Source organism: Nocardia sp. CA-128927, from assembly GCF_050955855.1.
GTDB lineage: Bacteria > Actinomycetota > Actinomycetes > Mycobacteriales > Mycobacteriaceae > Nocardia.
Window position 1 is genome coordinate 7,564,725 of record NZ_CP192087.1, and the last position, 24,504, is coordinate 7,589,228.

The 24,504-nt window shown below is 67.2% G+C and carries 21 protein-coding genes and 1 pseudogene; 6 read left to right on the forward strand and 16 right to left on the reverse strand.

Features of this window, described 5'->3' with window-relative positions:
• Window positions 1-5: 5 nt before the first annotated feature.
• Complete coding sequence (locus tag ACQPW1_RS34835; RefSeq protein ID WP_433656415.1) at window positions 6-1,637, reverse strand: acyl-CoA synthetase; 1,632 nt, start codon at window positions 1,635-1,637, stop codon at window positions 6-8.
• A gap of 128 nt (window positions 1,638-1,765) precedes the next feature.
• On the opposite strand from ACQPW1_RS34835, the gene ACQPW1_RS34840 reads away from it, so the two are divergent.
• Window positions 1,766-2,287, forward strand: a complete 522-nt coding sequence (locus ACQPW1_RS34840) for a GNAT family N-acetyltransferase (protein WP_433656417.1) — start codon at window positions 1,766-1,768, stop codon at window positions 2,285-2,287.
• A 13-nt stretch (window positions 2,288-2,300) separates the two neighbouring features.
• On the opposite strand, the gene ACQPW1_RS34845 is transcribed toward ACQPW1_RS34840, so the two are convergent.
• Together ACQPW1_RS34845 and ACQPW1_RS34850 are read right to left on the reverse strand one after the other, a co-directional pair.
• Window positions 2,301-3,524 carry an aspartate aminotransferase family protein gene (locus ACQPW1_RS34845; RefSeq protein ID WP_433656419.1) on the reverse strand — a complete coding sequence of 408 codons (1,224 nt, stop codon included), beginning with the start codon at window positions 3,522-3,524 and terminating at the stop codon, window positions 2,301-2,303.
• A 158-nt stretch (window positions 3,525-3,682) separates the two neighbouring features.
• Window positions 3,683-4,309 (reverse strand): Pr6Pr family membrane protein, encoded by a 627-nt coding sequence (locus tag ACQPW1_RS34850; protein ID WP_433656421.1) that lies wholly within the window; start codon window positions 4,307-4,309, stop codon window positions 3,683-3,685.
• A gap of 128 nt (window positions 4,310-4,437) precedes the next feature.
• Here ACQPW1_RS34850 and hrpA point away from each other — a divergent pair, with 128 nt between their 5' ends.
• Window positions 4,438-8,985, forward strand: a complete 4,548-nt coding sequence (gene hrpA, locus ACQPW1_RS34855; RefSeq protein WP_433656422.1) for an ATP-dependent RNA helicase HrpA — start codon at window positions 4,438-4,440, stop codon at window positions 8,983-8,985.
• A gap of 207 nt (window positions 8,986-9,192) precedes the next feature.
• On the opposite strand, the gene nrdR is transcribed toward hrpA, so the two are convergent.
• The 3 genes from nrdR to ACQPW1_RS34870 all read right to left on the reverse strand — a co-directional run bounded on the left by nrdR (window position 9,193) and on the right by ACQPW1_RS34870 (window position 12,316).
• The gene (gene nrdR, locus ACQPW1_RS34860; RefSeq protein WP_357378891.1) at window positions 9,193-9,663 is read right to left on the reverse strand and encodes a transcriptional regulator NrdR; all 471 of its coding nucleotides are present in this window, start codon (window positions 9,661-9,663) and stop codon (window positions 9,193-9,195) included.
• A 229-nt stretch (window positions 9,664-9,892) separates the two neighbouring features.
• Window positions 9,893-11,149, reverse strand: coding sequence for a hypothetical protein (locus ACQPW1_RS34865; RefSeq protein WP_433656424.1), 1,257 nt, complete (start codon window positions 11,147-11,149; stop codon window positions 9,893-9,895).
• A gap of 627 nt (window positions 11,150-11,776) precedes the next feature.
• Window positions 11,777-12,316, reverse strand: a complete 540-nt coding sequence (locus ACQPW1_RS34870) for a hypothetical protein (RefSeq protein WP_433656426.1) — start codon at window positions 12,314-12,316, stop codon at window positions 11,777-11,779.
• A 317-nt stretch (window positions 12,317-12,633) separates the two neighbouring features.
• Here ACQPW1_RS34870 and lexA point away from each other — a divergent pair, with 317 nt between their 5' ends.
• Complete coding sequence (gene lexA, locus ACQPW1_RS34875; RefSeq protein WP_433656428.1) at window positions 12,634-13,365, forward strand: transcriptional repressor LexA; 732 nt, start codon at window positions 12,634-12,636, stop codon at window positions 13,363-13,365.
• Between the two features lie 158 nt (window positions 13,366-13,523).
• On the forward strand, window positions 13,524-15,548 hold the full coding sequence (locus ACQPW1_RS34880; RefSeq protein WP_433656429.1) for an ArnT family glycosyltransferase: 2,025 nt from the start codon (window positions 13,524-13,526) through the stop codon (window positions 15,546-15,548).
• Here ACQPW1_RS34880 and ACQPW1_RS34885 read toward each other — a convergent pair whose 3' ends face one another.
• Window positions 15,549-16,118, reverse strand: a complete 570-nt coding sequence (locus tag ACQPW1_RS34885) for a DUF2867 domain-containing protein (RefSeq protein WP_433656430.1) — start codon at window positions 16,116-16,118, stop codon at window positions 15,549-15,551. It lies immediately after the preceding gene.
• Between the two features lie 78 nt (window positions 16,119-16,196).
• On the opposite strand from ACQPW1_RS34885, the gene ACQPW1_RS34890 reads away from it, so the two are divergent.
• Both ACQPW1_RS34890 and ACQPW1_RS34895 read left to right on the forward strand, forming a co-directional pair.
• Window positions 16,197-16,919 (forward strand): helix-turn-helix domain-containing protein, encoded by a 723-nt coding sequence (locus ACQPW1_RS34890; RefSeq protein WP_433656431.1) that lies wholly within the window; start codon window positions 16,197-16,199, stop codon window positions 16,917-16,919.
• Between the two features lie 121 nt (window positions 16,920-17,040).
• The gene (locus tag ACQPW1_RS34895; RefSeq protein WP_433656433.1) at window positions 17,041-17,418 is read left to right on the forward strand and encodes a YybH family protein; all 378 of its coding nucleotides are present in this window, start codon (window positions 17,041-17,043) and stop codon (window positions 17,416-17,418) included.
• A 2-nt stretch (window positions 17,419-17,420) separates the two neighbouring features.
• On the opposite strand, the gene ACQPW1_RS34900 is transcribed toward ACQPW1_RS34895, so the two are convergent.
• From ACQPW1_RS34900 to bcsF, 9 genes and pseudogenes are all read right to left on the reverse strand, one after another.
• A complete protein-coding gene (locus ACQPW1_RS34900) occupies window positions 17,421-18,191 on the reverse strand; it encodes a DUF6390 family protein (protein WP_433656435.1) in 771 nt (256 codons plus the stop codon).
• The gene (gene hypE, locus ACQPW1_RS34905; RefSeq protein WP_433656437.1) at window positions 18,188-19,267 is read right to left on the reverse strand and encodes a hydrogenase expression/formation protein HypE; all 1,080 of its coding nucleotides are present in this window, start codon (window positions 19,265-19,267) and stop codon (window positions 18,188-18,190) included. The genes ACQPW1_RS34900 and hypE overlap by 4 nt, the downstream gene beginning before the upstream one ends.
• On the reverse strand, window positions 19,260-20,372 hold the full coding sequence (gene hypD / locus ACQPW1_RS34910) for a hydrogenase formation protein HypD (RefSeq protein WP_433656438.1): 1,113 nt from the start codon (window positions 20,370-20,372) through the stop codon (window positions 19,260-19,262). The genes hypE and hypD overlap by 8 nt, the downstream gene beginning before the upstream one ends.
• Window positions 20,369-20,704 (reverse strand): HypC/HybG/HupF family hydrogenase formation chaperone, encoded by a 336-nt coding sequence (locus tag ACQPW1_RS34915; RefSeq protein WP_433656440.1) that lies wholly within the window; start codon window positions 20,702-20,704, stop codon window positions 20,369-20,371. Before ACQPW1_RS34915 ends, hypD begins: the two co-directional genes overlap by 4 nt.
• A 16-nt stretch (window positions 20,705-20,720) precedes the next feature.
• Window positions 20,721-23,228 carry a carbamoyltransferase HypF gene (locus ACQPW1_RS34920; protein ID WP_433656442.1) on the reverse strand — a complete coding sequence of 836 codons (2,508 nt, stop codon included), beginning with the start codon at window positions 23,226-23,228 and terminating at the stop codon, window positions 20,721-20,723.
• Window positions 23,225-23,467, reverse strand: a complete 243-nt coding sequence (locus ACQPW1_RS34925; protein WP_433656444.1) for a HypC/HybG/HupF family hydrogenase formation chaperone — start codon at window positions 23,465-23,467, stop codon at window positions 23,225-23,227. Before ACQPW1_RS34925 ends, ACQPW1_RS34920 begins: the two co-directional genes overlap by 4 nt.
• A gap of 111 nt (window positions 23,468-23,578) precedes the next feature.
• A pseudogene (locus ACQPW1_RS34930) lies at window positions 23,579-24,031 on the reverse strand (hydrogenase maturation protease); the annotation flags it as partial.
• Between the two features lies 1 nt (window position 24,032).
• Window positions 24,033-24,359, reverse strand: a complete 327-nt coding sequence (locus ACQPW1_RS34935) for a hypothetical protein (RefSeq protein ID WP_433656445.1) — start codon at window positions 24,357-24,359, stop codon at window positions 24,033-24,035.
• 17 nt (window positions 24,360-24,376) lie between these two features.
• The gene (gene bcsF / locus ACQPW1_RS34940) at window positions 24,377-24,496 is read right to left on the reverse strand and encodes a cellulose biosynthesis protein BcsF (RefSeq protein WP_433656447.1); all 120 of its coding nucleotides are present in this window, start codon (window positions 24,494-24,496) and stop codon (window positions 24,377-24,379) included.
• Window positions 24,497-24,504: the final 8 nt, after the last annotated feature.

The window sequence follows — 24,504 nt, forward strand, 5'->3', positions numbered from 1 at the left end:
CCCGATCAGAGCTCGCGCAGCACGCGTTTGAGCACCTTCCCCGTCGGGTTGCGCGGCAGTTCATCGATGAACAGCACATCGCGCGGCACCTTGAACCGAGCCAGATGTACCTTGACGTGCTCGCGCACCTCGTCCTCGGCGAGCGAATGCCCTTCCCGCACAACGATCACCGCGCGCAGCCGCTGCCCGTACCGGTCGTCGGCCACGCCGAAGGCACTCACCTCCGCAATTGCCGGATGCGCGGAGAGCAGTTCCTCGACCTCGCTGGGGAAGACGTTCTCGCCACCGGAGACGATCATGTCGTCGTCTCGGCCATCGATGAAAAGCCTTCCTGCACTGTCGAAGTGGCCGACATCGCCGGTAGACATCAGGTCCCCGACGCGCACCTTGTCACCACCGCCGGTGTACCCCTCGAACTGGAAACTGTTGCCGACAAAGATCCGACCAGTCTGCCCCGCAGGCAATTCCGCACCGTGCTCGTCGACGATCTTCACGATCGCACTCGACACCGGCCCGCCCACACACCCCGGCTCGACCGCCAGATCGGCGGGAGTGGCGACAGTCGCGTAGGCCACCTCGGTGGAGCCGTACATGTTGTACACCACCGGCCCGAAGGCCTCCGTCACCCTGACGCAGAGGTCCGCACCGAGCTGCGAGCCTGCGACGAAGATGATCCGCAGCGCGGAGAAGTCATGTCCCGCACGGGCTTCCGGGCCGAGGTCGACCAACCGCTGCAGCATCACCGGCACCGCGATCAAGGCGGTGGCACGATGCCGGTGCAGACTGTCCAGCACGGCCTGCGGGTCGAAGCGGCGGCGGACCACCAGCGTCGAACCGAAGCCGAGCGCGATAAACAGGTGCGCGAAACCGAGCGTATGGAACAGCGGCGCCGGACATTCGGTGATCTCACGGGCCCGGAACGGCACCTTGTCCAGGATCGCGCCGAGCGGAGCCAGCGAGGTCGGTTCGCTCCGCGGTGCACCCTTCGGAGTTCCGGTCGTCCCGCTGGTCAGCAGGATGACCTTCGCGGTGGTGGTGGCGCGCCGCGGTGTCGAGCGGATCACGCCCGCGATCAGATTGTCCAGGGTGTCGACGCCGGGCTGCTCGGCCCAGGCGCGGTAGCGGCCGCGCGGCGGGGTGAGGTCGCCGAGCACCTCCGCGTACTCCTCGTCGAACACCAGCAGATCGGTGCCCTCCCTGGCCACCACCTCGCGCAGCTGCGGGCCCGCGAAATCGGTATTGAGCAAGACGATTCGAGCACCGCACTTGGCCGCCGCGAACACCGCGTAGTGGAAGCCACGGTGGTTACGGGCGAGAATCGCGACACCCTCACCGTCGCGCAGGCCGCGAGCCCGCCAGGCATTGGCCAGCGCGTTCGTTCGGTCGTCGAGCTCCCGGAACGTGAGCGCGCCGAGTTCATCGATGAGCGCCGTGCGGTCCCGGTAGCGCAGGGCGGCGACCGACGGGAGCGCGCCGAGCATGCCGAACCGGAAGACAGCCGCGCCCATCTTGGCGAGCCGATCGGGTCGTTCGGGAGTCACCAGCCCGGCGCGAAAAGCCAGTGTGGCGTAATAGGTTTCGTCGGCGGCGCGGCGAGCAGCGCCCGCCGCCAGCGTTGCGACCTTGGCGAGCTTCATGATTTAGACCCCCTGGCCGGACAGCGATGTCCACCGAGCAAGTGCGGGCAAGTGCCCTCTCAGTAAAGCCTGTTCGATCGGGGTCCGTCGAGTGATCATGACTCGGCGAATCGATGCACTATGGACAAATGTCTAGCAACACCGACCAGTCTGCTACAGCGGGCGCTCTCGCCGACGGGTCCACCACGCTCGAACTTCGCATCGTCGTCGACGACCTCTCCGGACCGGAGATCGCCGCTCTGCTCACCGAACACGTGGCCGAATTGGCGACGCACTCCCCCGCCGAGAGTGTGCACGCCCTCGACCTCGACGCGCTGCGCCGTCCGGAGATCACCTTCTGGAGCGGTTGGGACGGCGACACCCTGGCCGGCTGCGCCGCGCTCAAGGAACTCGACAACGAGCACGCCGAGATCAAGTCCATGCGCACCGCCGCGACACACAAACGCCGCGGCATCGCCTCGATCCTGCTGCGCCACCTACTCGCCGAGGCAACGGCTCGCGGGTATCGGCGAGTGAGCCTGGAGACAGGCACACCGGACTTCTTCATCCCGGCTCAAAAGCTCTACGCCGCACATGGTTTCGAGTTCTGCGAACCCTTCGGCGACTACAAACCCGACCCGTACAGCCACTACATGACCCGCACGCTCTGAGCGTTTCCTGATCTCAGCCGAGCGCGCGGGTGAAACCTTCGACCATCTCGTCGACCTGCTCGTCGGCCATCACGAACGACGGCGAGATCTGCATCGCACCCTGACCCGCTGCCCGGCTCGAAACACCATGGGCCCGCAGGGTTTTCACCATCGGCAGCCCCTCGGCGGGATCGACGAGCTGAACGGCGGCGACAGCACCGAGCCCACTGCGCACCTCGGCAACGCGCGGATGCTCGGCCAGCGGCGCGAGCTTCTCGTGCAACGTCACTTCCAAGCGAGCCGACTCATCGAGAAGGTTCTCCCGCTCGACGATGTCGAGGTTGGCCAGCGCCGCCGCGGCGGCACCCGCATGCCCGCCGTAGGTGTAGCCGTGCCGCCACCAGACACCACCCGCGAAGAACGGTTCCGCGATATGCGGCGCGATGAAAACGGCACCCATCGGGATGTAGCCGGAGGTGAGGCCCTTGGCGGTCGTCATCAGATCCGGCTGCAGGTCGAACCGGGACGAGGCGAACCACGATCCGCCGATCCGGCCGAACCCGGTGACGACCTCGTCGACGACGAACAGGATGTCGTGCTCACGGCAGATGCGACGCACCTCGGCGAGGTAGCCGTCCGGCGGCAGGTAGATGCCGCCCGCGCCGATGATCGGCTCGCAGAAGAACGCGGCGATACGGTCGGCGCCGACCTCCTCGATCAACGCGAGCAGCGACTTGGCGTTATCCCATTCGATGGTGCGCGCGTCGGCCATGAACTCGCCGTAGCCCTCGCGGTTGACCGGAATGCCCGCCAGCGCGGTGCCCGCGACATGCATGCCGTGGTAGGCCTTCTGCCGCCCGACCACGATCGTCTTGTCCGGCTTGCCGAGCTCGTGCCAGTAGCGGCGGGCCAGCTTGGCGGCGGTGTCCACCGAGTCCGAGCCGCCGGAGGTGAAGAAGATCTTGCTGCCGGGCACCGGCGCCAGCGCGGACAGCCGCTCGGCGAGCTGCTGGGTGGCCGGTTCGGTGAAGTCGCCGAAGTTGGAGTAGTGCGCGACCTGGCGCAGCTGCGCGGCGACCGCGTCGGCGATCTCGCCGCGGCCGTGGCCGACGTTGGTGAACCAGAGCCCGGCCGTCGCGTCCAGGTAGCGGTTGTCGGCGGCGTCGTAGATGTAGGCACCCTCGCCACGGGCGACGACGAAAGCGCCGTCCCGCTCGACCGCACCCATGTCGGCAAATCCATGCCATAGCGAGTTCATGTGTCCACCTTTACCGGAGGAAGGTGTCGCCCTCCGAATCGCGGCGACAGCTCGTGTGCTCGTCAATTACCTCGGTACCCGCTACACCAGGCCAAACACCGCTTCGGCCGAGTAAGCGTATGGCCATCAACACGTCTCTACCAGGATCGAACGGGAGCTCATGGTGTTCGGAGGCGAGCCCGGCCGCCGACTGCCGCGATAGCGACGGCCAGCAGGGTGAAGACGGCGGTGAGGATGATCAAACCGATCGTCAGCGAGACGTAACCCTGTCGGCGGGGGTCCAGGAACGGGTAGGGGTACCAGTCGACGATCGGCCCGCGAATGAGGGTGTAGATGCCGTAGATCACCGGATAGATCAACCACAGACAGACCAGGCGCGGCGACAGGGCCACCCGTCGGCGAGCCGGGACCAGCACCCAGTCGGCGACCAGCACGATCGGCATCACCCGATGCAGGATGTCGTTGATCCAGCGATCGGTGAGCATCACATCGATATTGGCCAGCAGCACCGCGTAGACCACGCCGGTGATGAGCAGATACAGCGCGGTCGCGCCGCGCAGCACCTCCCAGCGATGGCTGTCCGGGTCGCGCAAACCGCCGATCAGCAACACCAGCACCGCGAGCACGTTCGATTGAATGGTGAAGTAGCTGAAGTAGTTTCCCGTGGAGAACGCCGTCTCGTGCATATTGCGCAGCGGTATCCAGGCCAGTGCGACGATGCCGAGCACACCGAAGGCGATCCGTAGACCGCGATACACCCAAGCCGTGCCCGAATCGGCGTCCATCGCCCGATCCTCGCATATCAACCCACGTTTTACCCGGCAAATCCGGACACACCGCACACTGTCGGCAACCGCGGCGCACCGCCTGACGGAAATACCAGTTGCCGCCCTTCGCTACGCTTATGAATGCAATGACCAGGACAGCTGACACCGGACCCCGCGAGCTCCGCACCCGCCTGGCGAATCTCTCCCTCCGCGACGAATACCGGCTGCGCCGCCAGCTCGACCGGGCGCGCGGTGACGACCTGGACAAGGTCGAGGCCGAGATCGCCGCGGCCGAGCTCCGTATCGACGCGCGCCGAGCCGCCGTGCCCGAGATCCGCTACCCCGAGCAGCTGCCGGTCACTCAACGCCGCGAAGACATCGCCGCCGCCATCGCCGCGCATCAGGTGGTGATCGTGGCCGGCGAGACCGGTTCCGGCAAGACCACCCAGATCCCGAAGATCTGCCTGGAACTCGGCCGCGGCATCCGCGGCACCATCGGCCACACCCAACCGCGCAGGCTGGCCGCGCGCACCGTGGCCGAGCGCATCGCCGAAGAGCTCGGCACCGAACTGAGCGACGTCGTCGGCTACACGGTCCGCTTCACCGACCACGCCTCCGATCGCACGCTGATCAAGCTGATGACCGACGGCATCCTGCTCGCCGAAATCCAGCGCGACCGGCTGCTGCGCCGCTACGACACGATCATCATCGACGAGGCGCACGAACGCAGCCTCAACATCGACTTCCTGCTCGGCTACCTCAAACAGCTGCTGCCGCGCAGACCCGACCTGAAGGTGATCATCACCTCGGCGACCATCGACCCGGAACTGTTCGCCCGGCACTTCGCCGACGAGAACGGCGCTCCCGCACCGATTGTCGAGGTGTCCGGGCGCTCCTATCCGGTCGAGCTGCGCTATCGGCCGCTGTCGCTGGAACTGCCCGGCGCCGACGACGAAGACGACGAGGACACCCGGGTGCTGGACCGCGATCCGGTGGACGCCATCGGAGACGCGGTCACCGAACTGTTCGCCGAGGGCGACGGGGACGTGCTGGTCTTCCTGTCCGGCGAACGCGAAATCCGGGACACCGCCGACTCATTGCGCGATCTGAAGCTGCCGCGCACCGAGATCGTGCCGCTGTACGCGCGACTGTCCACCGCCGAACAACACCGAGTGTTCGCGCCGCATACCGGTCGTCGCGTAGTGCTGGCCACCAATGTCGCGGAGACCTCGCTGACCGTGCCGGGCATCCGGTACGTGGTCGACCCTGGGACAGCGCGCATTTCGCGCTATTCGATGCGCACCAAGGTGCAGCGGCTGCCGATCGAACCGGTGTCCCAGGCGTCTGCTCGGCAGCGGGCCGGACGCTGTGGTCGTGTCGCCGACGGTATCTGCATCCGGCTGTACTCCGAAGACGACTTCGACTCGCGGCCCGCGTTCACCGAACCGGAGATCCTGCGCACCAACCTGGCCGCTGTCATCTTGCAGATGACCGCGCTCGGGCTCGGCGATATCGAGAACTTTCCGTTCGTCGAGGCGCCGGACAAGCGGGCGATCCGCGACGGCATCGCGCTGCTGGAGGAGCTCGGCGCGCTGGGGCGACGGACGGATAGCGACACCGAATCCGATGCCGGACTCACCCTGACCCCGATCGGCCGCGACATGGCGCAGCTTCCGGTCGATCCGCGGATGGCGCGGATGTTGGTGGAGGCACACAGTAGCGGATGTCTGGCCGAGGTGCTGATCATCGTTGCGGCACTGTCGATTCAGGACGTACGCGAGCGACCCGCCGACAATCAACAGGCCGCCGATCTCAAGCATGCGCGGTTCGTCGTCGAAGGCTCGGATTTCCTTGCCTACCTGCGGTTGTGGGACTACCTGACCGAGCAGCGGAAGTCGTTGTCGTCCAACCAGTTCCGACGGATGTGCCGAGATGAGTTCCTGCATTACCTGCGGATCAGGGAGTGGCAGGACCTGCACGGGCAGTTGCGGACCATCACCCGGGGGCTCGGGTGGTCGGCGGATGGCCCATCGGATCGCGCTGAGGATGGGGGCGACCAGCTCCCACAGGCAGGAGGTAGTTCGCGTCGCGGACGATCCCGCCGTAAGGGGCAGGGCGCAGACAGCTTGCCCGGCGGGCAGCCCGACACGCGACAGCGCGCCGAAAGTGATTCGCGCCCTGTGCAGCCGGGCGGCAACGACGGGGAGGGCGCAGACCACACCCCCGGCGGAAAGCCCAATGCGCCGCTGAGCGCCGAAGTTGGTTCGCACCGTGGGCAGCCGGACGGTATCGGCGGGCAGGGCGCGGATGGTTCGCCAAGCGGGCATCCCGATTCGCAACGGGGCACCGAGGGTGGTTCACGCCGGGGGCGGTCGCGCGGCCAGGGCGTCGACGGTTCACCAGACGGACAGCTCGACTCACGGGAAGGCACCGAGAATGGTTCACGCCGGGGGCGGTCGGGCAAGGCGACCGGAGCCCAAAACCGGCAGAGCGGAGACCGCACCGAGTCCGCCGCTTCGAACCGACAGGACGCCAACACGTCTCGTGGTGGCCGAGCAGGCGGACAGTCGGGCTCGAAGCGCGCTCGCGGCGCCGCACCACAGGCTGTAGGCAGCTCATCGCTCGAAACCGATGACATGCCTTGGGATTCCACCGGCATCCATCAAGCTCTGCTGGCGGGCATGCTCTCCCATATCGGCCTGCGCGAGGCGGAGTCGCGGGAGTTCCTCGGCGCGCGGAACGCGAAGTTCATGATCTTCCCCGGTTCGTCGCTGGCGAAGAAGCCACCGCGCTGGGTGATGGCGGCGGAACTGGTCGAGACCTCACGGTTGTGGGGGCGGATGGCGGCCAAGGTGGAGCCGGAGTGGGCCGAGCGGCTCGCCGGTGATCTGGTGAAACGCACCTACTCCGAACCACATTGGTCGGCCAAGCGCGGCGCGGCCAGTGCGTACGAGCGCGTCACGCTGTACGGCATCCCGTTGGTGACCGGCAGGCAGGTGGACTACGGCCGGATCGATCCGGAGCTGTCGCGGGAACTGTTCATCAGACACGCACTGGTGCAGGGCGAATGGCAGACCCGTCACGACTTCTTCCACCGTAACCGCGAACTGATCGACGACGTCGCCGATCTGGAGCACCGCGCCCGCCGCCGCGACATCCTGGTGGACGACGAGGTGCTGTTCGAGTTCTACGACAAGCGCCTGCCCGCCGACATCGTGTCCGTCCGGCATTTCGACAGCTGGTGGAAGTCCGCGCGCCGCAAAGACCCGGCGCTGCTGGACTTCTCGGCCGCGACCGTCGTCAACGCGGGCACCGCGGCGCTGGATCCGGCCGCCTTCCCCGACGCCTGGCGGCAGGGCGAGCTCAGCTTCCCGCTCACCTATCAGTTCGAACCGGGTAACGAGGAAGACGGCGTCACCGTCCGCATCCCGGTCGAGCAGCTGGCCCATGTGCGTGCCGTCGGCTTCGACTGGCTGGTGCCCGGCATGCGCGACGAGTTGGCTGCGGCGCTGATCAAGACGCTGCCGAAGGCGTTGCGGCGCAGCGTCGTTCCGGCACCGGACTTCGCGGCGGCGGCACTGGTCGCACTCACCCCGCGCGCGGAGCCGCTGCGCATCGGATTGGCGCGGGAGCTGTCACGTTTGGGCTCGATCACGATCGACCCGACAGACCTCGACACCGGCGCGCTACCGGATCATCTGCGAATGACCTTCGCGGCAGTCGACACCGCGGGCCGCGTACTGGCGCGCAGCAAGAGTCTGCCGACGCTGAAAACTCAACTGGCCGAACAGGTTGCCGCTTCGGTGGCTCGCGCGACAGCGGGCGCAGAACGAGCGCCCGCCGCGGCATGGACGTCGGAATCGCTCGGCACGGTGGAACCGACGGTCCGCCGCGAGGTTGCCGGCCAGACCGTCACCGGTTATCCCGCCCTGGTCCCCGAGGGCGACGGTGTGGCGGTCCGCGTGCTCAGTTCCCCTGCCGCCCAAGCCACCGCGATGCGCGCGGGCACCCGCACGCTCGTCCTCAACGCACTGCCGACCTCGGTCCGCACCGTCACGTCGAGCCTGCGCCCCACGGATCGCCTTGCGCTGACCCAGAATCCGTACGGATCTCTGGACGCGCTCATCGAAGACTGCCGCGCCGCAGCCGCCGACGAGCTCATCGCCGCCGCGGGCGGCCCGGTACACAACCCGGACGACTTCGCCGCACTCGTCGCCAAGATCCGCCCCGACTTCGTCTCCGCGGTAGCCCAACTGGTCCGCCTGGTGGTGCCGATTCTGGCCGAGGCACACCGGGTTTCGGCCGCGCTGGCCGAAACCTCCGAACGCGACATCGCCGACGACGTCCGCGACCAACTGGACAACCTCGTCTTCCCCGGCTTCGTCTCCGAATGGGGCAGCACCCGCCTGCGCGAACTCCCCCGCTACCTCAAGGCCGCCGTCGTCCGCTTGGAGTCGCTCCCCGCCTCCGCAGTCCGCGACCGTCAGGGCATGATCGAACTCGACCGCGCCCTCACCACCTACGACCGCCTGGTCAACTCCCTCCCGGAAAACCGCCGCCACACCCCCGCCGTCACCGAAATCTGGTGGATGCTCGAAGAGTTCCGAATCAGCCTCTTCGCCCAGAAGCTCGGCACCCCCTACCCCGTCTCCGCCAAGCGCATCGAACGCGCCGCAGCCGCCATCCGCCGCTAGCCACCGACCTCGCACACCCGCTTCGTCCATCGCATACCCATCAGCCCGCAGCGGAATGTGCGAAGCAGGTGTGCGAAGACGCTAGCCAGGGCTCCGCAAAGTGCCGACGCGGATGCGACGACAACGCAGCCGCACACCTACTGACTTGCCGCACACGGAATCTCGTGCGATTCGGTGTGCGGCAAACCAAAGTGTGTGCGGCTGTTGCTATTCGGCTGCGACCGCTGCTGCTTCGCGGGCGGTACGCATCTCCTGGATCTCGCGTTCGAAATCGGCTGCGGAGGTGAAGGAGCGGTAGACGGAGGCGAAGCGGAGGTAGGCGACCTCGTCGAGGTCGCGCAGCGGGCCGAGGATGGCCAGCCCGACCTCGTGGCTGGGCACCTCGGGGGAACCCTTGGCGCGCACGGCGTCTTCCACCTTCTGCGCGAGCAGGTTCAGTGCGTCGTCGTCGACCTCGCGGCCCTGGCAGGCGCGGCGCACGCCGCGGATAACCTTCTCCCGGCTGAACGGCTCGGTGACACCGCTGCGTTTGACCACGGACAGGATCGCGGTTTCTACCGTGCTGAACCGCCGCCCACAGTGCGGGCACGCGCGGCGGCGGCGGATGGCCGCGCCTTCGTCGGCCTCGCGCGAGTCCACCACCCGGGAGTCGGGGTGTCGGCAGTACGGGCAATGCATCCGAGAGATCCTTCGTCGATGCGCGTGCTCGCGGCCGGCCCGGCAACCGATCTGGGTGACCGTCCCGGCGAGCACGTGTACAGGGGCCTAGACCCCGGCACCAGGTAAACCTCAGGCGATATGCGGAATACCTGCATAGCCCTTCGAGGATACCTGTCCGGGTACTCGGGTTGTCCCACTCACCCTTTACCTACCGGCGTTGCCTCTGTGATCGCGGTTCGCGGCGGCGCTATTCGACGACCTGCCACTGCGAGGTCAGGTCGGCGATGAGCTCGGGCAGGCGCGGGATCAGGCGGCCACGGGCGAGTTTGTTCCAGAACGGCTCGCCGAGCACGACGGGCGCGAGCGCGGGATTCAGTTCCATATCGATATGGCGCGGGACGAGGTCGCCGGTGATGTAGGTCCAGCGGGTGTCGCGGTCGGCCCAGTTGAAGTCGGGCAGCGGGGTGCGCAGGGCCAGGGTGCGGCCGCCGAGGTCGGCGCGGACGGTGGCCGGGGCGAACACGCCCGGGGCGCGGACGCCGGGCACGGCGGGTTTGCCCGCGATCGTGCTCACGTAGGTGAGGACGCGACCGATCGGGGCACGGCCCGCCGAGGTCGCGTCCCACTGGTCGGCGATCACCCGGTTCTGCTCGCGATCGGTCATCCGGATCAGCGCGTCGATCTTGCCCGCACTGCTGCCGGAGGCGATGGACTGCCACGCGGTGTGGATGTCGGCGTCGAGCACGCCCGCCTCGTACATCTCATCGATGCCCCGCATGCCGAGCGCGACATACGCTTCGTGCATCGGGACCAGGTCGGTGAAGATGTGCCGCTGCATGATCATCAGCCGGGTCTGGTACCAGGCGACGTCCTCGGCGCTGAGCCGCGAGCCCTCTTGGCCGAGCAGTCGGATATCGGCGGGCAACTCGCGCACCAGTTCCGGCGGCGTGTTGCGCAACAGGTCGGCCACCGCGTCGCCGAGTTGGTGGATGCCGGGCACGTCGAGCACCACACCGACATCGCTCATGTCGAAGAATCCAGAGGCGAACGAACCGCCCGCGATACCCGCCAGCCCCGCCCAGTAGAACTCCGGATGCTGCGTGGTGAGCCGCAGGTAGTTGACGTACACCTGGTTGAAGGTGCGCTCGTTGGCCCGCACACCGCGCGGCGGATCCCACGCCGCGAGGTCGATACCGGCATTCCGGGTCGCGACGACCAACCAGTACTGGTGCAGCAACGTCGCATACCGGCGCGGCGACACGCCGTCCGCCCGCGCCTCCTCGACCGCCGCCGACAGCGCCGATTCGTCCAGCGGGAGAGCCGGATTCAGCCCGCCCCCACTGGCACCGTCCCCGTTGACGGAGGGGAGGTCCAGATACGCCGCATAAGCAGGCGCCGCCTGAGCGGCCGGTATCGAACCGAACCCGAACACGAGACACAGGGCGAGCCCGACGATTCGGGCGAGAAGCCGGGTCGATCGTCCGGCGGTGGCGAGGTGCGTCATTGCTAGTCCCGAACTCGTTCGAAGGCCAAGGCCATGTCTGGCAAAGACCTTTGCCAGATCACGTTTTCAGCACACTAGCAACATGTTCTAGCCAACGATCAACAAATCCGGCCACTTCATGACCGAAGGACGCGGGTCCGCGCCGGGACCGGTTCGGCAGTCACTGCTTCGGCGACCGAGAAGGTCCGCTGCCCCTCAACGACGGGTGCATCCGTCGCGACGCCGAACCCGCAAGAGGCACCGCCTATATCGCGCAGTCCGGCCATCCACCTCAATCGGTATGACGCGGCTGGCGCCAGGATGGTTGCGACCGGTGCGGCCGGTCACTGCTTTGGCGGCTTGGGCAGTCACCACTCCTCGACCAAACCCCAGAACGATCGACCGCGTGGGCTGAGAGTGCCCACCACCCGCCTCAATCGACACGACGACGCTTCGACACAGAGCACCCTCCATTACGACGCCGAACTCGGGAGATCACTACGTGTTTCAAACGAAATCTCGCGCACCCGCCCCAATCGGCGCGGCCACGGTTGCACCCAGTCATCGCGATGAGGGCTGGGCGGTTCGCAGCTCCTCAGCCGAATCCGTAGAGGCGCGGCACAATCGGGAGCGCTTGCCTGTGTTCACTCAGCGGGTTGCGGTAACACCCTGGGGCAGCACACTTCCGGGCACGGCATCGACAGGTACCGACTGTCCATCGACCACTGCGGGCACCGTGCTGGTCGGGGTGTCGCCACCCCAGTCCCCCGCCCGCAGGTGCGCCAGCGTGATGAGTGCGACCACCACGAACGCACTCAGCAGCGCGGCCACCGCTAGCACGGCGAACCCGACCTGCGCCTGCTCGACCATCTCGCCCGGGTGGGCGCCACTGGGGCGGCGCACGGTCGAAGTTCGTGTGCCACGGTCGTATACGGCGACCCCGCCGGGCCGCGCGCCGCGTGGGCGGCGATCGATGGTGGATCGGTGGGTCGAATCCAGTGACCGCGTACGCAAGGTGCCTCGATGCACGCGCGGGACCGTTTCGAAGGCGCGATCGATCTCGGCCGCGTCGATGTCGCGCGGGTCGGCCTCGCGAGTATCGATGTCGAGGACAGCGTCGGCGCGCGGTACGAGACCCGTGCCGGTCGCGCCGATCTCCGCCTTGATGTCGCTGATCGCAGTGCTCATCGGACAAACCTCCGTGGTGGGTGCTCCGTCTGTGTTCGAGCTGGGGTGTTCGAGCTGGGCGGACCGGTCGGGCTGGTCGGTACCGCTGTTCAGTGCCGGTTTTCGATGCATTGTTCGCTCAGGTGTTCGAAGAACTGATGTTCGATTTCTACCACGTGCCACCGACAATGTCAGCAGGAAACGCCCGACACTCTCGAACAGATGTTTGAAACATCGGCTCGATCGGACTAGATTCGAAAGACGAAATTCAAGACAGGCCATGCACAGATATGCCGGGCGGCGGATCAGCCCGGACACAGCAAGGAAGGGCGGTTGCGGTGAGGCACACAGACGACACGGGCGTAGAGAGCGAAGGCAGCGTCGACACGGCGGTTACCGAAGCGGATCTCACCGTGCGTCAACGCAAAGTGCTGGACGTGATCCGGTCTTCGGTGAGCGAGCGCGGCTACCCGCCGAGCATCCGGGAGATCGGCGACGCCGTCGGGCTGACGTCCACCTCCTCGGTGGCGCATCAGCTGCGCGCGCTGGAGCGCAAGGGCTTTCTGCGGCGCGATCCGAATCGTCCACGCGCCGTGGACGTTCGCGGCCTCGACGAGGTGGGGCGCGCGGTCACCAGCCTGCACGCCGCCGCGGTCGACGAATCCGACAGCGCCACAGTCGATCCGAGCAGGCCGACGCCGACGTTCGTGCCGGTACTCGGCCGGATCGCCGCCGGTGGCCCGATCCTGGCCGAGCAAGCGGTCGAGGACGTGTTCCCGTTGCCGCGCGAGTTGGTCGGCGAGGGATCGCTGTTCCTGCTGAAGGTCGTCGGACAGTCGATGATCGACGCGGCGATCTGCGACGGCGACTGGGTGGTGGTGCGACAGCAGAACGTCGCCGACAACGGTGACATCGTCGCCGCGATGATCGACGGCGAAGCCACGGTGAAGACGTTCAAGCGCACCGGCAAGGACGTGTGGCTGATGCCGCACAACCCGGTGTTCGAACCGATTCCCGGCAATGACGCACAGGTACTCGGCAAGGTCGTCACGGTGATCCGCAAGATCTAGCCGCCGAGATCGATACGCGAACGGCCGCACGGTGATCCGTGCGGCCGTTTTCGTTCTCGCGGTACGCCCGGAGATCATCCGCCCTGGCCGCAGGCGTTCACAGCACATTGCCAGCGAGCGCCCAGCGCCTTCACCGCTGCGCCGGTCATGCTTCCGCAGTGACCACGATCAGCGCCGACCCGGCCCTGCCCGATGCGACCGACACCGCCGACACTCCCGAACCGGACGGCCTGCCCCCGGCCCGCCGCTGGGAACGCGCGGGACTGGCCGCGCTCCTGATCGGCACGGCCGCCGCGTACCTATGGCACATCACGGTCAACGGCATGGGCAACAACTTCTACGCCGCGGCCACCTGGGCGGGCTCCCGGGACTGGAAAGCGCTGCTGTTCGGCTCCCTCGACCCCGGCAACTTCATCACCGTCGACAAGCCGCCCGTCTCCCAGTGGGTGATGGGACTGTCCGGCCAGCTGTTCGGGTTCAGCAGCGCGAGCATGCTGATCCCCCAGGCGCTGATGGCCGTCGCCGCGGTCGGCTTGACGTACGCCGCGGTCACCCGCGCGACCGACAGCCGCGGCGCCGGACTGCTCGCCGGTGCGGTGCTGGCGGCAACCCCGGTGGTGGCGTTGATGTTCCGGTTCAACAACCCCGACGCCGTGATGGTGCTCCTGATGACCGCCGGCGCCTACTGCACCATCCGATCGCTGCGCCACGCGAGCCCGCGCTGGCTGATGCTGGCCGGTGTCGCCCTCGGATTCGCATTCCTCGCCAAGATGCTCGAGGGGTTGATGGTGCTGCCCGCCCTGGGCATCGCCTACCTCATCGTCGCGCCCACCACACTGCGGAATCGGTTGTGGCACTTGACCGGTGCCGCCGCCGCATTGATCATCTCGTCCGGCTGGTACGTGCTGTTGACCATCCTGTGGCCCGCCTCGTCGCGCCCATACCTGGCCGGGTCGACGAACAACACCTTCATGGATCTCGTCCTCGGCTACAACGGATTCGCGCGCTTCCTCGGCCACAACCACCGGGGCGGCGGCAACCGCTTCGAACTGCCACCCGGTTACGAGATGCCGCACAACCTCGGGGGTGGCGGATTCGGCGGATTCGGTGGTTTCGGCGGATCGGGCCATTGGAAGATGTTCACCGGCGAGATCGGATTCGAGATCTCCTGGCTGCTGCCCGCGGCTCTGCTGGCGTTCGCCGTGGTACTGATTTCCCGGTGGCGTGCGCCCCGCACCGACCAAGTACTCGGCGCCGCATTGGTTTTCGGATTGTGGATGGTGATCGACGGCATCGCGTTCACCACCATGCAGGGCGGCATGCACGCGTACTACACCCTGGCCATCGGACCGGCGGTGGCGGCGACGTTCGCCCTCGGCGTGCACGAAGTGTGGCTGCGACGCGACGAGGTGTTCGGCCGAATCGGTGCTGCCGCATTGATTCTCGCGACCGGCGGATGGGCCTTCGTGCTGCTGAGTCGCAATGCCGACTGGCTGCCGTGGCTGCGCTGGACCTTGCTGGCGGTTTCGGTGCTCGCTGCAATCGGGTTGCTGGCCACCGCTTTTCCCGTCGCATCGAGCCGACTGCGTACCCGGGCCGCCTCGGTGTTGGTGATCGCGGGCGTGCTCGCCGGACTCGGTGGCACATCCGCCTACGCGGCGGCAACCTTGCCGCAGGAACACGTCGGCGGCGGTCCCTCGGTAGGCCCCGCCAAACCCGAAAAGCCCGGCCCCGCAAACCAAATCCGCCGCGCGGTAACCGCATTCATCGACGGCTCAACCGAACCACAGGTCGCCGAACTACTGCGCAACACAACGACCACCTGGTCGGCAGCGGTCGACCGATCCTCCACCGCCGCGAGCCTGGAACTCACCAGCCGTACCCCCGTGATCGCCATCGGCGGTTTCACTTCCGACGACCCGGTACCAACCCTCCCCGACTTCGAACACCTCGTCAGCACCCACCAGGTGACGTATTACCTGGCCCAGGAGGTACAGCTCCCCGATTCCTGGAAGGTCGCGGACCAGCCCGGCGTCCTCTCGGAACCGGGCCAGCCGCCCACCAGCAACGGACTCTGGCGCCCGTCCGGAAACAAGGAGATCGCCGATTGGGTTGCCGCCCACTACAACTCGATCCACATCGGCAACGTCGCGGTCTACGACCTGACCACTCCCCCGCACTGATCACCGCGTCCGTTCCCAGTCTCGCCCGATCGATCGAATCAGCATCGGGTACACCAGAAACAAGCGAATCGGCTTGATGGCCGCCAGGTAGATCTCACCGAACAAGCCGTTCGGCTGCACCAACACGGTCATCTCGGCGTGATAGTCGTCGGCCCCGTCCGATACCCAGCCGATGTGCATCAGTGCGTGCACTGTCCGGTTGGCGAGCTCGGCGACCCACTCGGTGTCGGTCTGATACACCGAACGGAACGGCACCGACTGGAAGTCCGGCCCGCGCGGCCCGTTACGCAGATCGTCCGGCAGCTGGTCACGCAACGTTGCCACCCGCGCACCGACACCCGCGTCGGACTCGTCCAATCCGAACAATGCCCCGAGCTTCCACCGGAGCGCGAGCAACACGCGGACGATCGGGTCGGAAACACCCCCGGAGGTGAACTGCCGCGCGAACTTCGCGAGGTCGTCGGGCCCGCCGGGTGTCGGCAGCGCCCAGACGTCCTCGACCGCGAAGTCGTCGGCCAGGTCGTGAATCCGCCACGACCGGCAGGTGTAGACAGCAATCGGAATCCTCATGTGTGGACCTCTCTGCCACGCACGCGGCCGCGCAGCCGACCCCTCGACGGTGCCCGGACCGAGTGCAATCATGAAGTCATGATCGAGGAGCCACGGTGGTGGCGTCTTGAACGAAACGGCTACACGGTGTCCGCCGGCATCTCCGGCGAATTCACCTGCTACTCGGAGGATTCACCGCGAACTGGGACCGGCCACCGCAACCCCGCTTGGGGACTCGCGCTGTCGTGGGACGGCGTGCTCACCGCCACCGACGAGCACGGCAAAGCCACCACCGCGCCGGGGGTACTGGTGCCACCGGGGACCCGCAATACGACGCACCAGCCGACCGGCCTCACCTCGGTGTGGATCGATCCGTACTGTCTTGCGCTCCCCAGGCGGCCAGGCATCCTCCCGCTCGATCGCCGCCAGGTAAGTCGGCTGCTCGCCGCGACCGCAGGCGGCCTCGATCCGGAAGGTCTGCGTCGCACCGTTCACCACGTGCTCGACGGCAGAACACACGCCATCGACCCGCGCTTGCGGCAGGCGCTGGAACTGCTCGACCACAGCACCGGTATCGCCGAAATCGCCGACCACGTCGGACTGTCACCGCGGCGGCTGCGGCAGCTGTCCGCCGAAGTCCTCGGTGGAACACTCCCCGCCTTGCGCCGATGGCACCGACTGCGCGAAGCCGGTCTGCTCCTGCCCTTCTTCCCCGCTGCCGAAGTCGCCACTCGAGTCGGCTTCGCCGACCAGGCGCACATGATCCGCACGATGGTCGCCCTCTGCGGACGCACCCCCACCTCAACCATGACCGCATCATGAGCCGCTCGGGCCTGGAACATGTCGGTGTCCGGTGGGGATCCGCATCGATTGGGCGGCGGTTAGGGGTGCGGATCCCGGGGCGGGATGCGCTACTTGAATCATGACGACTAACCATGACTCCGTGCCCGTAGACGCCGACCTGGCTGAGCACGTTGCACGCTGGGTTGAGCTATTCAATGCGCGCGATCTTGCTGGGCTCGCCGAGCTCTATGAAGCAGACAGTGTTGTGGTCACTCGACCTGGGTATCTGGTCACCGGAGAGGATCAGTCCGCTGCCCTTGCCCACCTCGTGGGTATGGGCGTGCCGATGAAATCCGTACTGCGCCAGGCGTATACCGCGAATGACATCGCGCTTCTCGTGATCGATTGGTCTATGGAAGGCACCGGGCCCGACGGTCGCGAGGTCGGCCTGAGTGGCACGGCAACCGATGTTGTCCGGCGTAGCGCCGACGGGCGGTGGCGCTATGTCATCGACAATCCTTCCGGTGTTGTGACCTGAGATCAGTGTGGTCCGGCTAGTCGCTGGTTGGTGACGTGCAGTTGGCGGGCGGTGCTGGCCTCCAGGTCCTGCATCTGGTGGGAATCCAGGCGGCCGCACAACCGTCCCCAGTGCACGGCGACTTGGTCGCCGGGTGCCAAGTCGGGGACGGCCGAGTAGCCGTCGGTCCAGATCTCCGCGTGCTGGGGTGCGGGTTCCGACAGGCTCAGCTCACGGCCGTCCCATACCAGCTCGCTGCGGCTAAGCGTGATATCGGTTCCCGCGCAGTCGATTACGGTTCCCCAGGAGATGCGGCAGCCGTCCAGAACCGCTACCGGGTGGTTGCTCTTCCCCTTGCCGAGCAGGCGGGTCCACGGATATACACCGAGGACGTGGAAGCAGTGGTTGGCGGCGGCCTCGGCGGCGAGGTCGGCGGTCAGATGAGTCCAGTAGTGTCCGGCCAACGGCCCGATGACGGCGAGTAACTCGGCGGCGAACGCGTCGGGGTCGAGTTTCGCGCCGATGCCACCGCCGAGCCAATACGACTCGACCAGGCGGTGATCCATCGGGTCGGCGATCCCGGTCAGCCTGGACATCACCTGCAGGTAAGGCCACGCGCCGGAGAACTGCCGGGCCACCGCGCGCACGTCGGCCTCGGAGCCGCCGCGCAGCGCGACGGCTTCCGGCGGTCCGCAAAAGCCGAGCCGATTGGGCGCGTATGCATACCTGGCGAAGAACTCGGTCCCGCTGATGACCTGCTCGATATCGAACTCCTCACTCTCGTTGACGCTCAACAGATCCGGGGCAACTGCTCCCCCGCCGGGAGATCGACGACGCGAGTGCCGCCCAGCGCGGTCCGCGCGACCACCATGCCCGGATGTTCCTCGACGCAGACGCCGATAGCAGCGGCGCGTGAGCCGAGCGGATGCTCACGCATCGCGGCCAGCACCATGTCCGCCTCCTCCGGCGCGACGAAGGCGACGAGCTTGCCTTCGTTGGCGACATACATCGGGTCGAGGCCGAGCAGACCACACGCGTCGCGCACGGCGGCGGGCACCGGCAGCTTCCGTTCATCCAGTGACACACCGACTTTCGCGGCCCGCGCGATCTCGTTGAGCGTGGCCGACACCCCGCCACGTGTGGGATCGCGCAAGACGTGCAAATCGGCACCTGTCGCCAGCATCGCGGCGACCAGGCCGTTGAGCGGCGCGGTGTCGCTGCACACGGTGGTGCCGAATTCGAGGCCCTCACGGCAGCTCATCACCGCGACGCCGTGCACCCCGATATCGCCACTGACGATCACCACGTCACCGGCTCGCGCTCGCTGCGGTCGGATGTCGACACCGTCGTCGACGATGCCGATGCCCGCGGTATTGATGAAGATGCCGTCGCCGTGCCCGGAATCGACCACCTTGGTGTCGCCGGTGACGAGGGTGACACCGGCCGCGAGCGCCGCCGTGCCCACCGCCTTGGCAACCTGGGCGATATCGGCCAGCGCGGTGCCCTCCTCCAGGATGAACGCGGTGGACAGCACCATCGGGCGCGCACCCGACATCGCGAGGTCGTTGACCGTGCCGTTCACCGCGAGATCACCGATCGAGCCGCCGGGGAACGTCAGCGGCTTCACCACGAACGAGTCGGTGGAGAACGCCAGCCGGACACCGCCGAGCGTGACCACCGCGGAATCGCCGAGCCCCGCGTCCGCGGCGGCCCCGAAGGCGGGGAGGAAGAGATGCTCGATCAGCTCGCCGGACATCGCGCCGCCACCACCGTGGCCCATCACGATGTTGGGTGAGTCCCGCAGCGGCATCGGGCAGACCCAGCTCTCCATGTCGATGGTCGCCCCCGCCACGACCGTTTCGTCAGGCATGAGCCACCTCCGCAGGCAGGTCCAGGCGACGGTACAGGTAGTAGGCCGCGCACGCGCCCTCGGACGAAACCATGGTGGCGCCCAACGGGTTTCGTGGCGTGCACTCCTTGCCGAACGCGGCGCATTCGTGCGGTTTGATCAGACCCTGCAGTACCTCGCCGCTGCGGCAGATCGACGACTCGTCGGTATGCATATCGCTGACGGAGTAGCGCAGTTCCGCGTCGTAGTCCTGATAACGCTCGGACAGCTTCCACCCGCTCTGCGGGATCATGCCGATCCCACGCCAGGCGCGGTCGGTCACGTCGAAGACGTCACGCAGCATCGCCCGGGCGGCCGGGTTGCCTGCCGCCTGCACCGCGCGCGGATACGCGTTCTCCAGTTCGTATTTGCCCGCCTCCAGCTGAATCACCGTGCGGCGGATGCCTTCCAGGATGTCGAGCGGCTCGAAGCCGGTGACCACCATCGGCACCTTGTACTGCGCGGCCAGCGGCGGGTACTCCTCGGTGCCCATCACGCTGCAAACGTGCCCGGCGGCGAGGAAGGCCTGCACCCGGCAACTCGGCGACTCCATGATCGCCGCGATGGCGGGCGGGACCAGCACATGGGAGACGAGTAGCGAGAAGTTCTCGATGCCAAGGCGTTTCGCCTGATACACGGTCATCGCGTTGGCTGGGGCGGTGGTTTCGAAGCCGATGCCGAAGAACACCACCTGGCGGTCGGGGTTCTCGCGGGCGATGTTCAGCGCGTCCAGCGGGGAGTAGACGACGCGCACGTCGCCGCCCTCGCTCTTGACGTGGAAGAGGTCCTTCTTGCTGCCCGGCACGCGCAGCATGTCGCCGAACGAACAGAAGATCACGCCGGGGCGCGCGGCGATCGCCAAGGCCTTGTCGATCACTTCGAGCGGGGTGACGCACACCGGGCAGCCGGGGCCGTGGATCATCTCGATCTCGTTCGGCAGCAGCTGGTCGATGCCGTGCCGGATGATCGAATGCGTTTGTCCGCCACAGACTTCCATGATGGCCCAGCGTTTCGTGGTCACGCCGCGGATCTGGTCGAGCAGCTTCGCGGCCAGTTCCGGGTTACTGAACTCGTCGAGATACTTCATGGCGTCACCTCTGTATCTGGTTGTGGCGGGGCTGTTTCGGCGGCGGTGGGGTCGGCGAGGCCGGCTTGTTTGGCGGCGAGGGCGAAGCCGTCACCGAATTCCTCGTTGAGCACGCCGAGACGCTCGAATTCGGCCAACGTCTTGAGCGCGGATTCCTCGTCCAGTCGCTGGATCGCGAATCCGACGTGGACGACGACGTAGTCGCCGATCGCGGCGTCCGGGATGTATTCCAGGCACACGTCTTTGTGCACGCCGCCGAAGTCGACGACGGACATCAGGGTGCCGTCCCGCTCCTGCAGGTTGAGCACCTTTCCTGGTACTGCCAGGCACATGGTCGCGCTCCTTTCCTCATCCCGCGCTGATGGCGAGTAGTTGCCCGAACGCGAGTCCACCGTCGTTGGGTGGCAGTCTGCGATGGGAGATGACGTGAAAGCCGTTGTCCTGCAATAGGCGGCGCGAACGCGTCAGCAGGAGGGCATTCTGGAAGACGCCGCCGGACAAGGCGACCGGGGTCGACGGGGTCGAATAAGCCATCGCCAGTTCGAGAATCAGGTGCGCTACCGCGTCGTGGAAGCGTGCGCCGATCACAGCGGCTGGAACACCCTGTGCCGCATCGGCGACAACTGCGGCTAGGACAGGTGTCGGGTCGAGTAGTGCGGAGGCGGTCTCGTCGGATTGCCCGGCATCCACCGCGAACCGGTATCCCGCGTCGTCCGAGACGCCGCGGGCCAGCCCTTCGAGTTCGATCGCCGCCTGCGCCTCGTAGTCCACCACGTGGCGGACACCGGCCAGCGACGACACCGCGTCGAACAACCTGCCCATGCTGGAGGTCGGCACGCAGCCGAGGCCGGTCTCGAATTGGTGTGTCAGCACGGCACGTTCGTCGGCTGGGCAAGCGTGGACCGACGGTATCGACTCAGACCACTCGATGCCCGCCGCCCACAGGTGGGCCAGCGCCATCCGGTACGGCCGGTGCACGCTCACATCACCACCCGCCAGCGGTGCGTACTTCAGGTGGGCCAGGCGCCGGAAACCCTTGTAACCGGCCGCAAGTACCTCACCACCCCACACCGCACCGTCCGGGCCGAATCCGGTGCCGTCGAACGCGACACCGAGAACCGTTGCCGCAGCGCCCAATCCGTGCTCACCCATCACCGAGGCGATGTGCGCGTGATGATGCTGCACCAGACGCACTGGGCGGTCGCCCGCATTGCGTTGCGCCCACGCGGTAGACCGATAGCGCGGGTGTGCGTCGGCGACGATCTGGATCGGTTGAACGCCGGTGAGTTGCTCGAGATGATGTTCGGCGTCGTCGAAAGCACGCAACGTAGCGAGGTCGTCCATGTCGCCGATGTGCTGGCTGAGCCACGCGTACCGTCCGTCGGCCACCGCGCAGGTGTTCTTCAGGTCAGCGCCGACTGCCAGCGTCGGCGGCATAGGTATGGGGAGTGCCAGGGGCAGCGGCGCATAGCCGCGAGAACGGCGCACGGGGAGCTCGATGCCGTCGACTAGGCGGACCACCGAGTCATCGCACGGGACAAGGATGCGCCGATTGTGCGAAAGCCACCCGTCCGCGAGACCGGCGAGGCGAGTGCGGGCATCGTTGTCGTCGTAGCAGATCGGCTCGCCGCCGAGATTGCCCGACGTCATGACGAGCACCTGCGGGCCAGGCGGGTCGCCGGGCACGCCGAACAACAACATATGCAGCGGCGCGTAGGCGATCATCACACCCAAGTCGGGATTGCGTGGCGCTACCGAGGCGGCAGGAGTCATCATCTCGGAGGGCATCGCACCCTCCGTGTGCAACGCATCGTCAGTGGGCGCGCCCGGTGCGACGCCGGCAAGAAACACGGGGCTCGTGTATTCGCCGCCTCCGAAGCCTTCTGGTGTCTCGGATCCGCCAGCCGCCTGCGAGCCACCTGCGGTCTGCCAGCCGCCCTCCGCCCACGAGCGACCTGCCATCAGCGAGTCGTCAGCCGTGGACACGGCTCCGGCGGAATCGCGGCGGGCCAGCAGCACTATCGGTCTCACGGGGCTTGTCAATAGCGCGGCGGCTGCGGCATCGAGTTCGGCAATCGAGCGGGCGGTGTCCAAGTCCGGGACCATGACCGCGAAAGGCTTGTCGCCGCGGCGCTTTCGCTTGCGTAGTTCGGCGACGGCGGCTTCGTTGGTGGCGTCGCAGGTGAGGTGGTAGCCGCCGATGCCCTTGACGGCGAGGATGCCGCCGTCGCGCAACAGGTTTCGGGCTGCGGTGAGTGGGTCGCCGGGGCCGGGGCCGGTGTAGGCGAGGGTTGGGCCGCAGTCGGGGCAGGCGATGGGTTGGGCGTGGAAGCGGCGGTCGGTGGGGTCGGCGTATTCGTGGGCGCATCGGGCGCACATCGGGAAGTCGGCCATGGAGGTGCGGTTGCGGTCGTAGGGCAGGGTCGCGATGATGGTGAAGCGGGGGCCGCAGTTGGTGCAGTTGATGAAGGGGTGGTGGTAGCGGCGGTTCGCTGGGTCGGCGAGTTCGCGGGCGCAGTCGGCGCAGAGTGCGACATCGGGTGAGGCCAGGGTGCGTCCCGCGCCGTCGCGGGTGGTGTCGGCGATGTGGAAGCCGGTGCCGCCGCGCAGTGCGATGGTCTGCTGCTCGACCGATTCGACCACCGCGAGCGGCGGCGGGCTCTCCCGCAGGCGGCGGACGAACTCATCCAGATCCGCTGGTGCGCCCTCGATTTCGATGATCACGCCGGAGCTGTCGTTCGACACACGCCCGGCCAGCGCCAGTTCCGCGGCGGTGGTGTAGACGAAGGGCCGGAAACCGACCCCCTGCACCACGCCGCGCACCACCACCTTGCGCCGCGACCGGTGCGCGGTCATGGTTCTTCACCACTCCCGAGCATCCGCAGTCCGGACAGCGCCGACGCCGCGCCCGCCTCATCGGTCTTCTCCATCACGAAGCCCATGTGGATGATCACCCAGTCGCCGGGCCGCGCCGGATCATCCTCCAGCAGACCGATATTCACCTTCCGCTTCTCGCCCTGGACATCGACCAGCGCGATCTGATTGTGGTAGCCGTCGAGGATTTCGACGACCCGGCCGGGAATGCCAAGGCACATAGGTCATTCCTCCTGTCGAGCTGCAGCGGGCGTGGGCAGGTGATCGGGCGACGAAGCCGTGGAGTTGGCGTCCGATGCGGGACCAGAAGATTCGACGATCGGGACCGGTGACAGATCCGCGAGGACTTGGACGACCGCTGCCACCGCCGTATCTACCGCGGCGGCGACGGGTTCGGACAGACCCATCCCCTCGTCCACCGACTCGACCTGACAGCCGATCACGTAGGTCGGCGGTAGCGTGCCGCCGAGCGCGCGGACGCTGGCGAACACCGCTTCCGGGTTCATCGCGTGCGCATCGAGATTGGCGGCGCCGTCGCGGTCCGGTTCGGCCTGGAACACCTGAACTCGGCCGGGCACTCCGCGATTCGGCACCGCGTCGATCAACACCAGCGCGTCCCACCCGTCGAGTAGGTCGTAGGCCAGGTGCATGCCGCGGATGCCGTAGTCGATCACACGTACCGCGGGGTCGGAGTGGCGCGGCAGCCGCCGCACCACCTCCGGCCCGAATCCGTCGTCGCCGAGGAAGATGTTGCCGATTCCCGCGACCAGCACTGTCGTCGTCAGATCACCCCTGATCCTCGGTCGGCGCGGTCGCCCCGCCGACTTCCGCGCCGCCGACTTCGCCAGTGGCGGTCTTGTTCGGGTCGTGTGCTTCCTCTTTGCGGCCTTCGTAGGGCGGCACCGGGGCTTCGGCATCGGAACCTGAGGTGGCGTTGGTGAACTCGACCTTCCGATCGGGGTCCGTGCCGTCGGCGGAGGCTATCTCCGGATGTCCGATATCGCCCGACGGACGATCCGCGGACCCGGCGGCGGCCGTGTCGGCACCGGTATCTCGCGCGCCCGGCTCGCCCCGTTCCGACTGAGGTTCCTCGCGCTGGTCTGGCTCGGTCATGACATCTCTCCTTACTGCTACATGTGGCGCATCTTCAGGTATCTCCGGATGTCCGGTACCGACCGCACGCCTAGGTACGCGGCGCCGAGGACGATCACCGCGACAACCGCGGTCGCAACAATTCCGACGATCTCCATATCGGACC

Bases quoted from the DNA above. Each gene is read 5' to 3' on its own strand.
- ACQPW1_RS34835 (WP_433656415.1), bottom strand. From the start codon at position 1,637: ATGAAGCTCGCCAAGGTCGCAACGCTGGCGGCGGGCGCTGCTCGCCGC.
- ACQPW1_RS34840 (WP_433656417.1), top strand. From the start codon at position 1,766: ATGTCTAGCAACACCGACCAGTCTGCTACAGCGGGCGCTCTCGCCGAC.
- ACQPW1_RS34845 (WP_433656419.1), bottom strand. From the start codon at position 3,524: ATGAACTCGCTATGGCATGGATTTGCCGACATGGGTGCGGTCGAGCGG.
- ACQPW1_RS34850 (WP_433656421.1), bottom strand. From the start codon at position 4,309: ATGGACGCCGATTCGGGCACGGCTTGGGTGTATCGCGGTCTACGGATC.
- hrpA (WP_433656422.1), top strand. From the start codon at position 4,438: ATGACCAGGACAGCTGACACCGGACCCCGCGAGCTCCGCACCCGCCTG.
- nrdR (WP_357378891.1), bottom strand. From the start codon at position 9,663: ATGCATTGCCCGTACTGCCGACACCCCGACTCCCGGGTGGTGGACTCG.
- ACQPW1_RS34865 (WP_433656424.1), bottom strand. From the start codon at position 11,149: ATGACGCACCTCGCCACCGCCGGACGATCGACCCGGCTTCTCGCCCGA.
- ACQPW1_RS34870 (WP_433656426.1), bottom strand. From the start codon at position 12,316: ATGAGCACTGCGATCAGCGACATCAAGGCGGAGATCGGCGCGACCGGC.
- ACQPW1_RS34885 (WP_433656430.1), bottom strand. From the start codon at position 16,118: ATGAGGATTCCGATTGCTGTCTACACCTGCCGGTCGTGGCGGATTCAC.
- ACQPW1_RS34890 (WP_433656431.1), top strand. From the start codon at position 16,197: ATGATCGAGGAGCCACGGTGGTGGCGTCTTGAACGAAACGGCTACACG.
- hypE (WP_433656437.1), bottom strand. From the start codon at position 19,267: ATGCCTGACGAAACGGTCGTGGCGGGGGCGACCATCGACATGGAGAGC.
- hypD (WP_433656438.1), bottom strand. From the start codon at position 20,372: ATGAAGTATCTCGACGAGTTCAGTAACCCGGAACTGGCCGCGAAGCTG.
- ACQPW1_RS34915 (WP_433656440.1), bottom strand. From the start codon at position 20,704: ATGTGCCTGGCAGTACCAGGAAAGGTGCTCAACCTGCAGGAGCGGGAC.
- ACQPW1_RS34920 (WP_433656442.1), bottom strand. From the start codon at position 23,228: ATGACCGCGCACCGGTCGCGGCGCAAGGTGGTGGTGCGCGGCGTGGTG.
- ACQPW1_RS34925 (WP_433656444.1), bottom strand. From the start codon at position 23,467: ATGTGCCTTGGCATTCCCGGCCGGGTCGTCGAAATCCTCGACGGCTAC.
- ACQPW1_RS34935 (WP_433656445.1), bottom strand. From the start codon at position 24,359: ATGACCGAGCCAGACCAGCGCGAGGAACCTCAGTCGGAACGGGGCGAG.
- bcsF (WP_433656447.1), bottom strand. From the start codon at position 24,496: ATGGAGATCGTCGGAATTGTTGCGACCGCGGTTGTCGCGGTGATCGTC.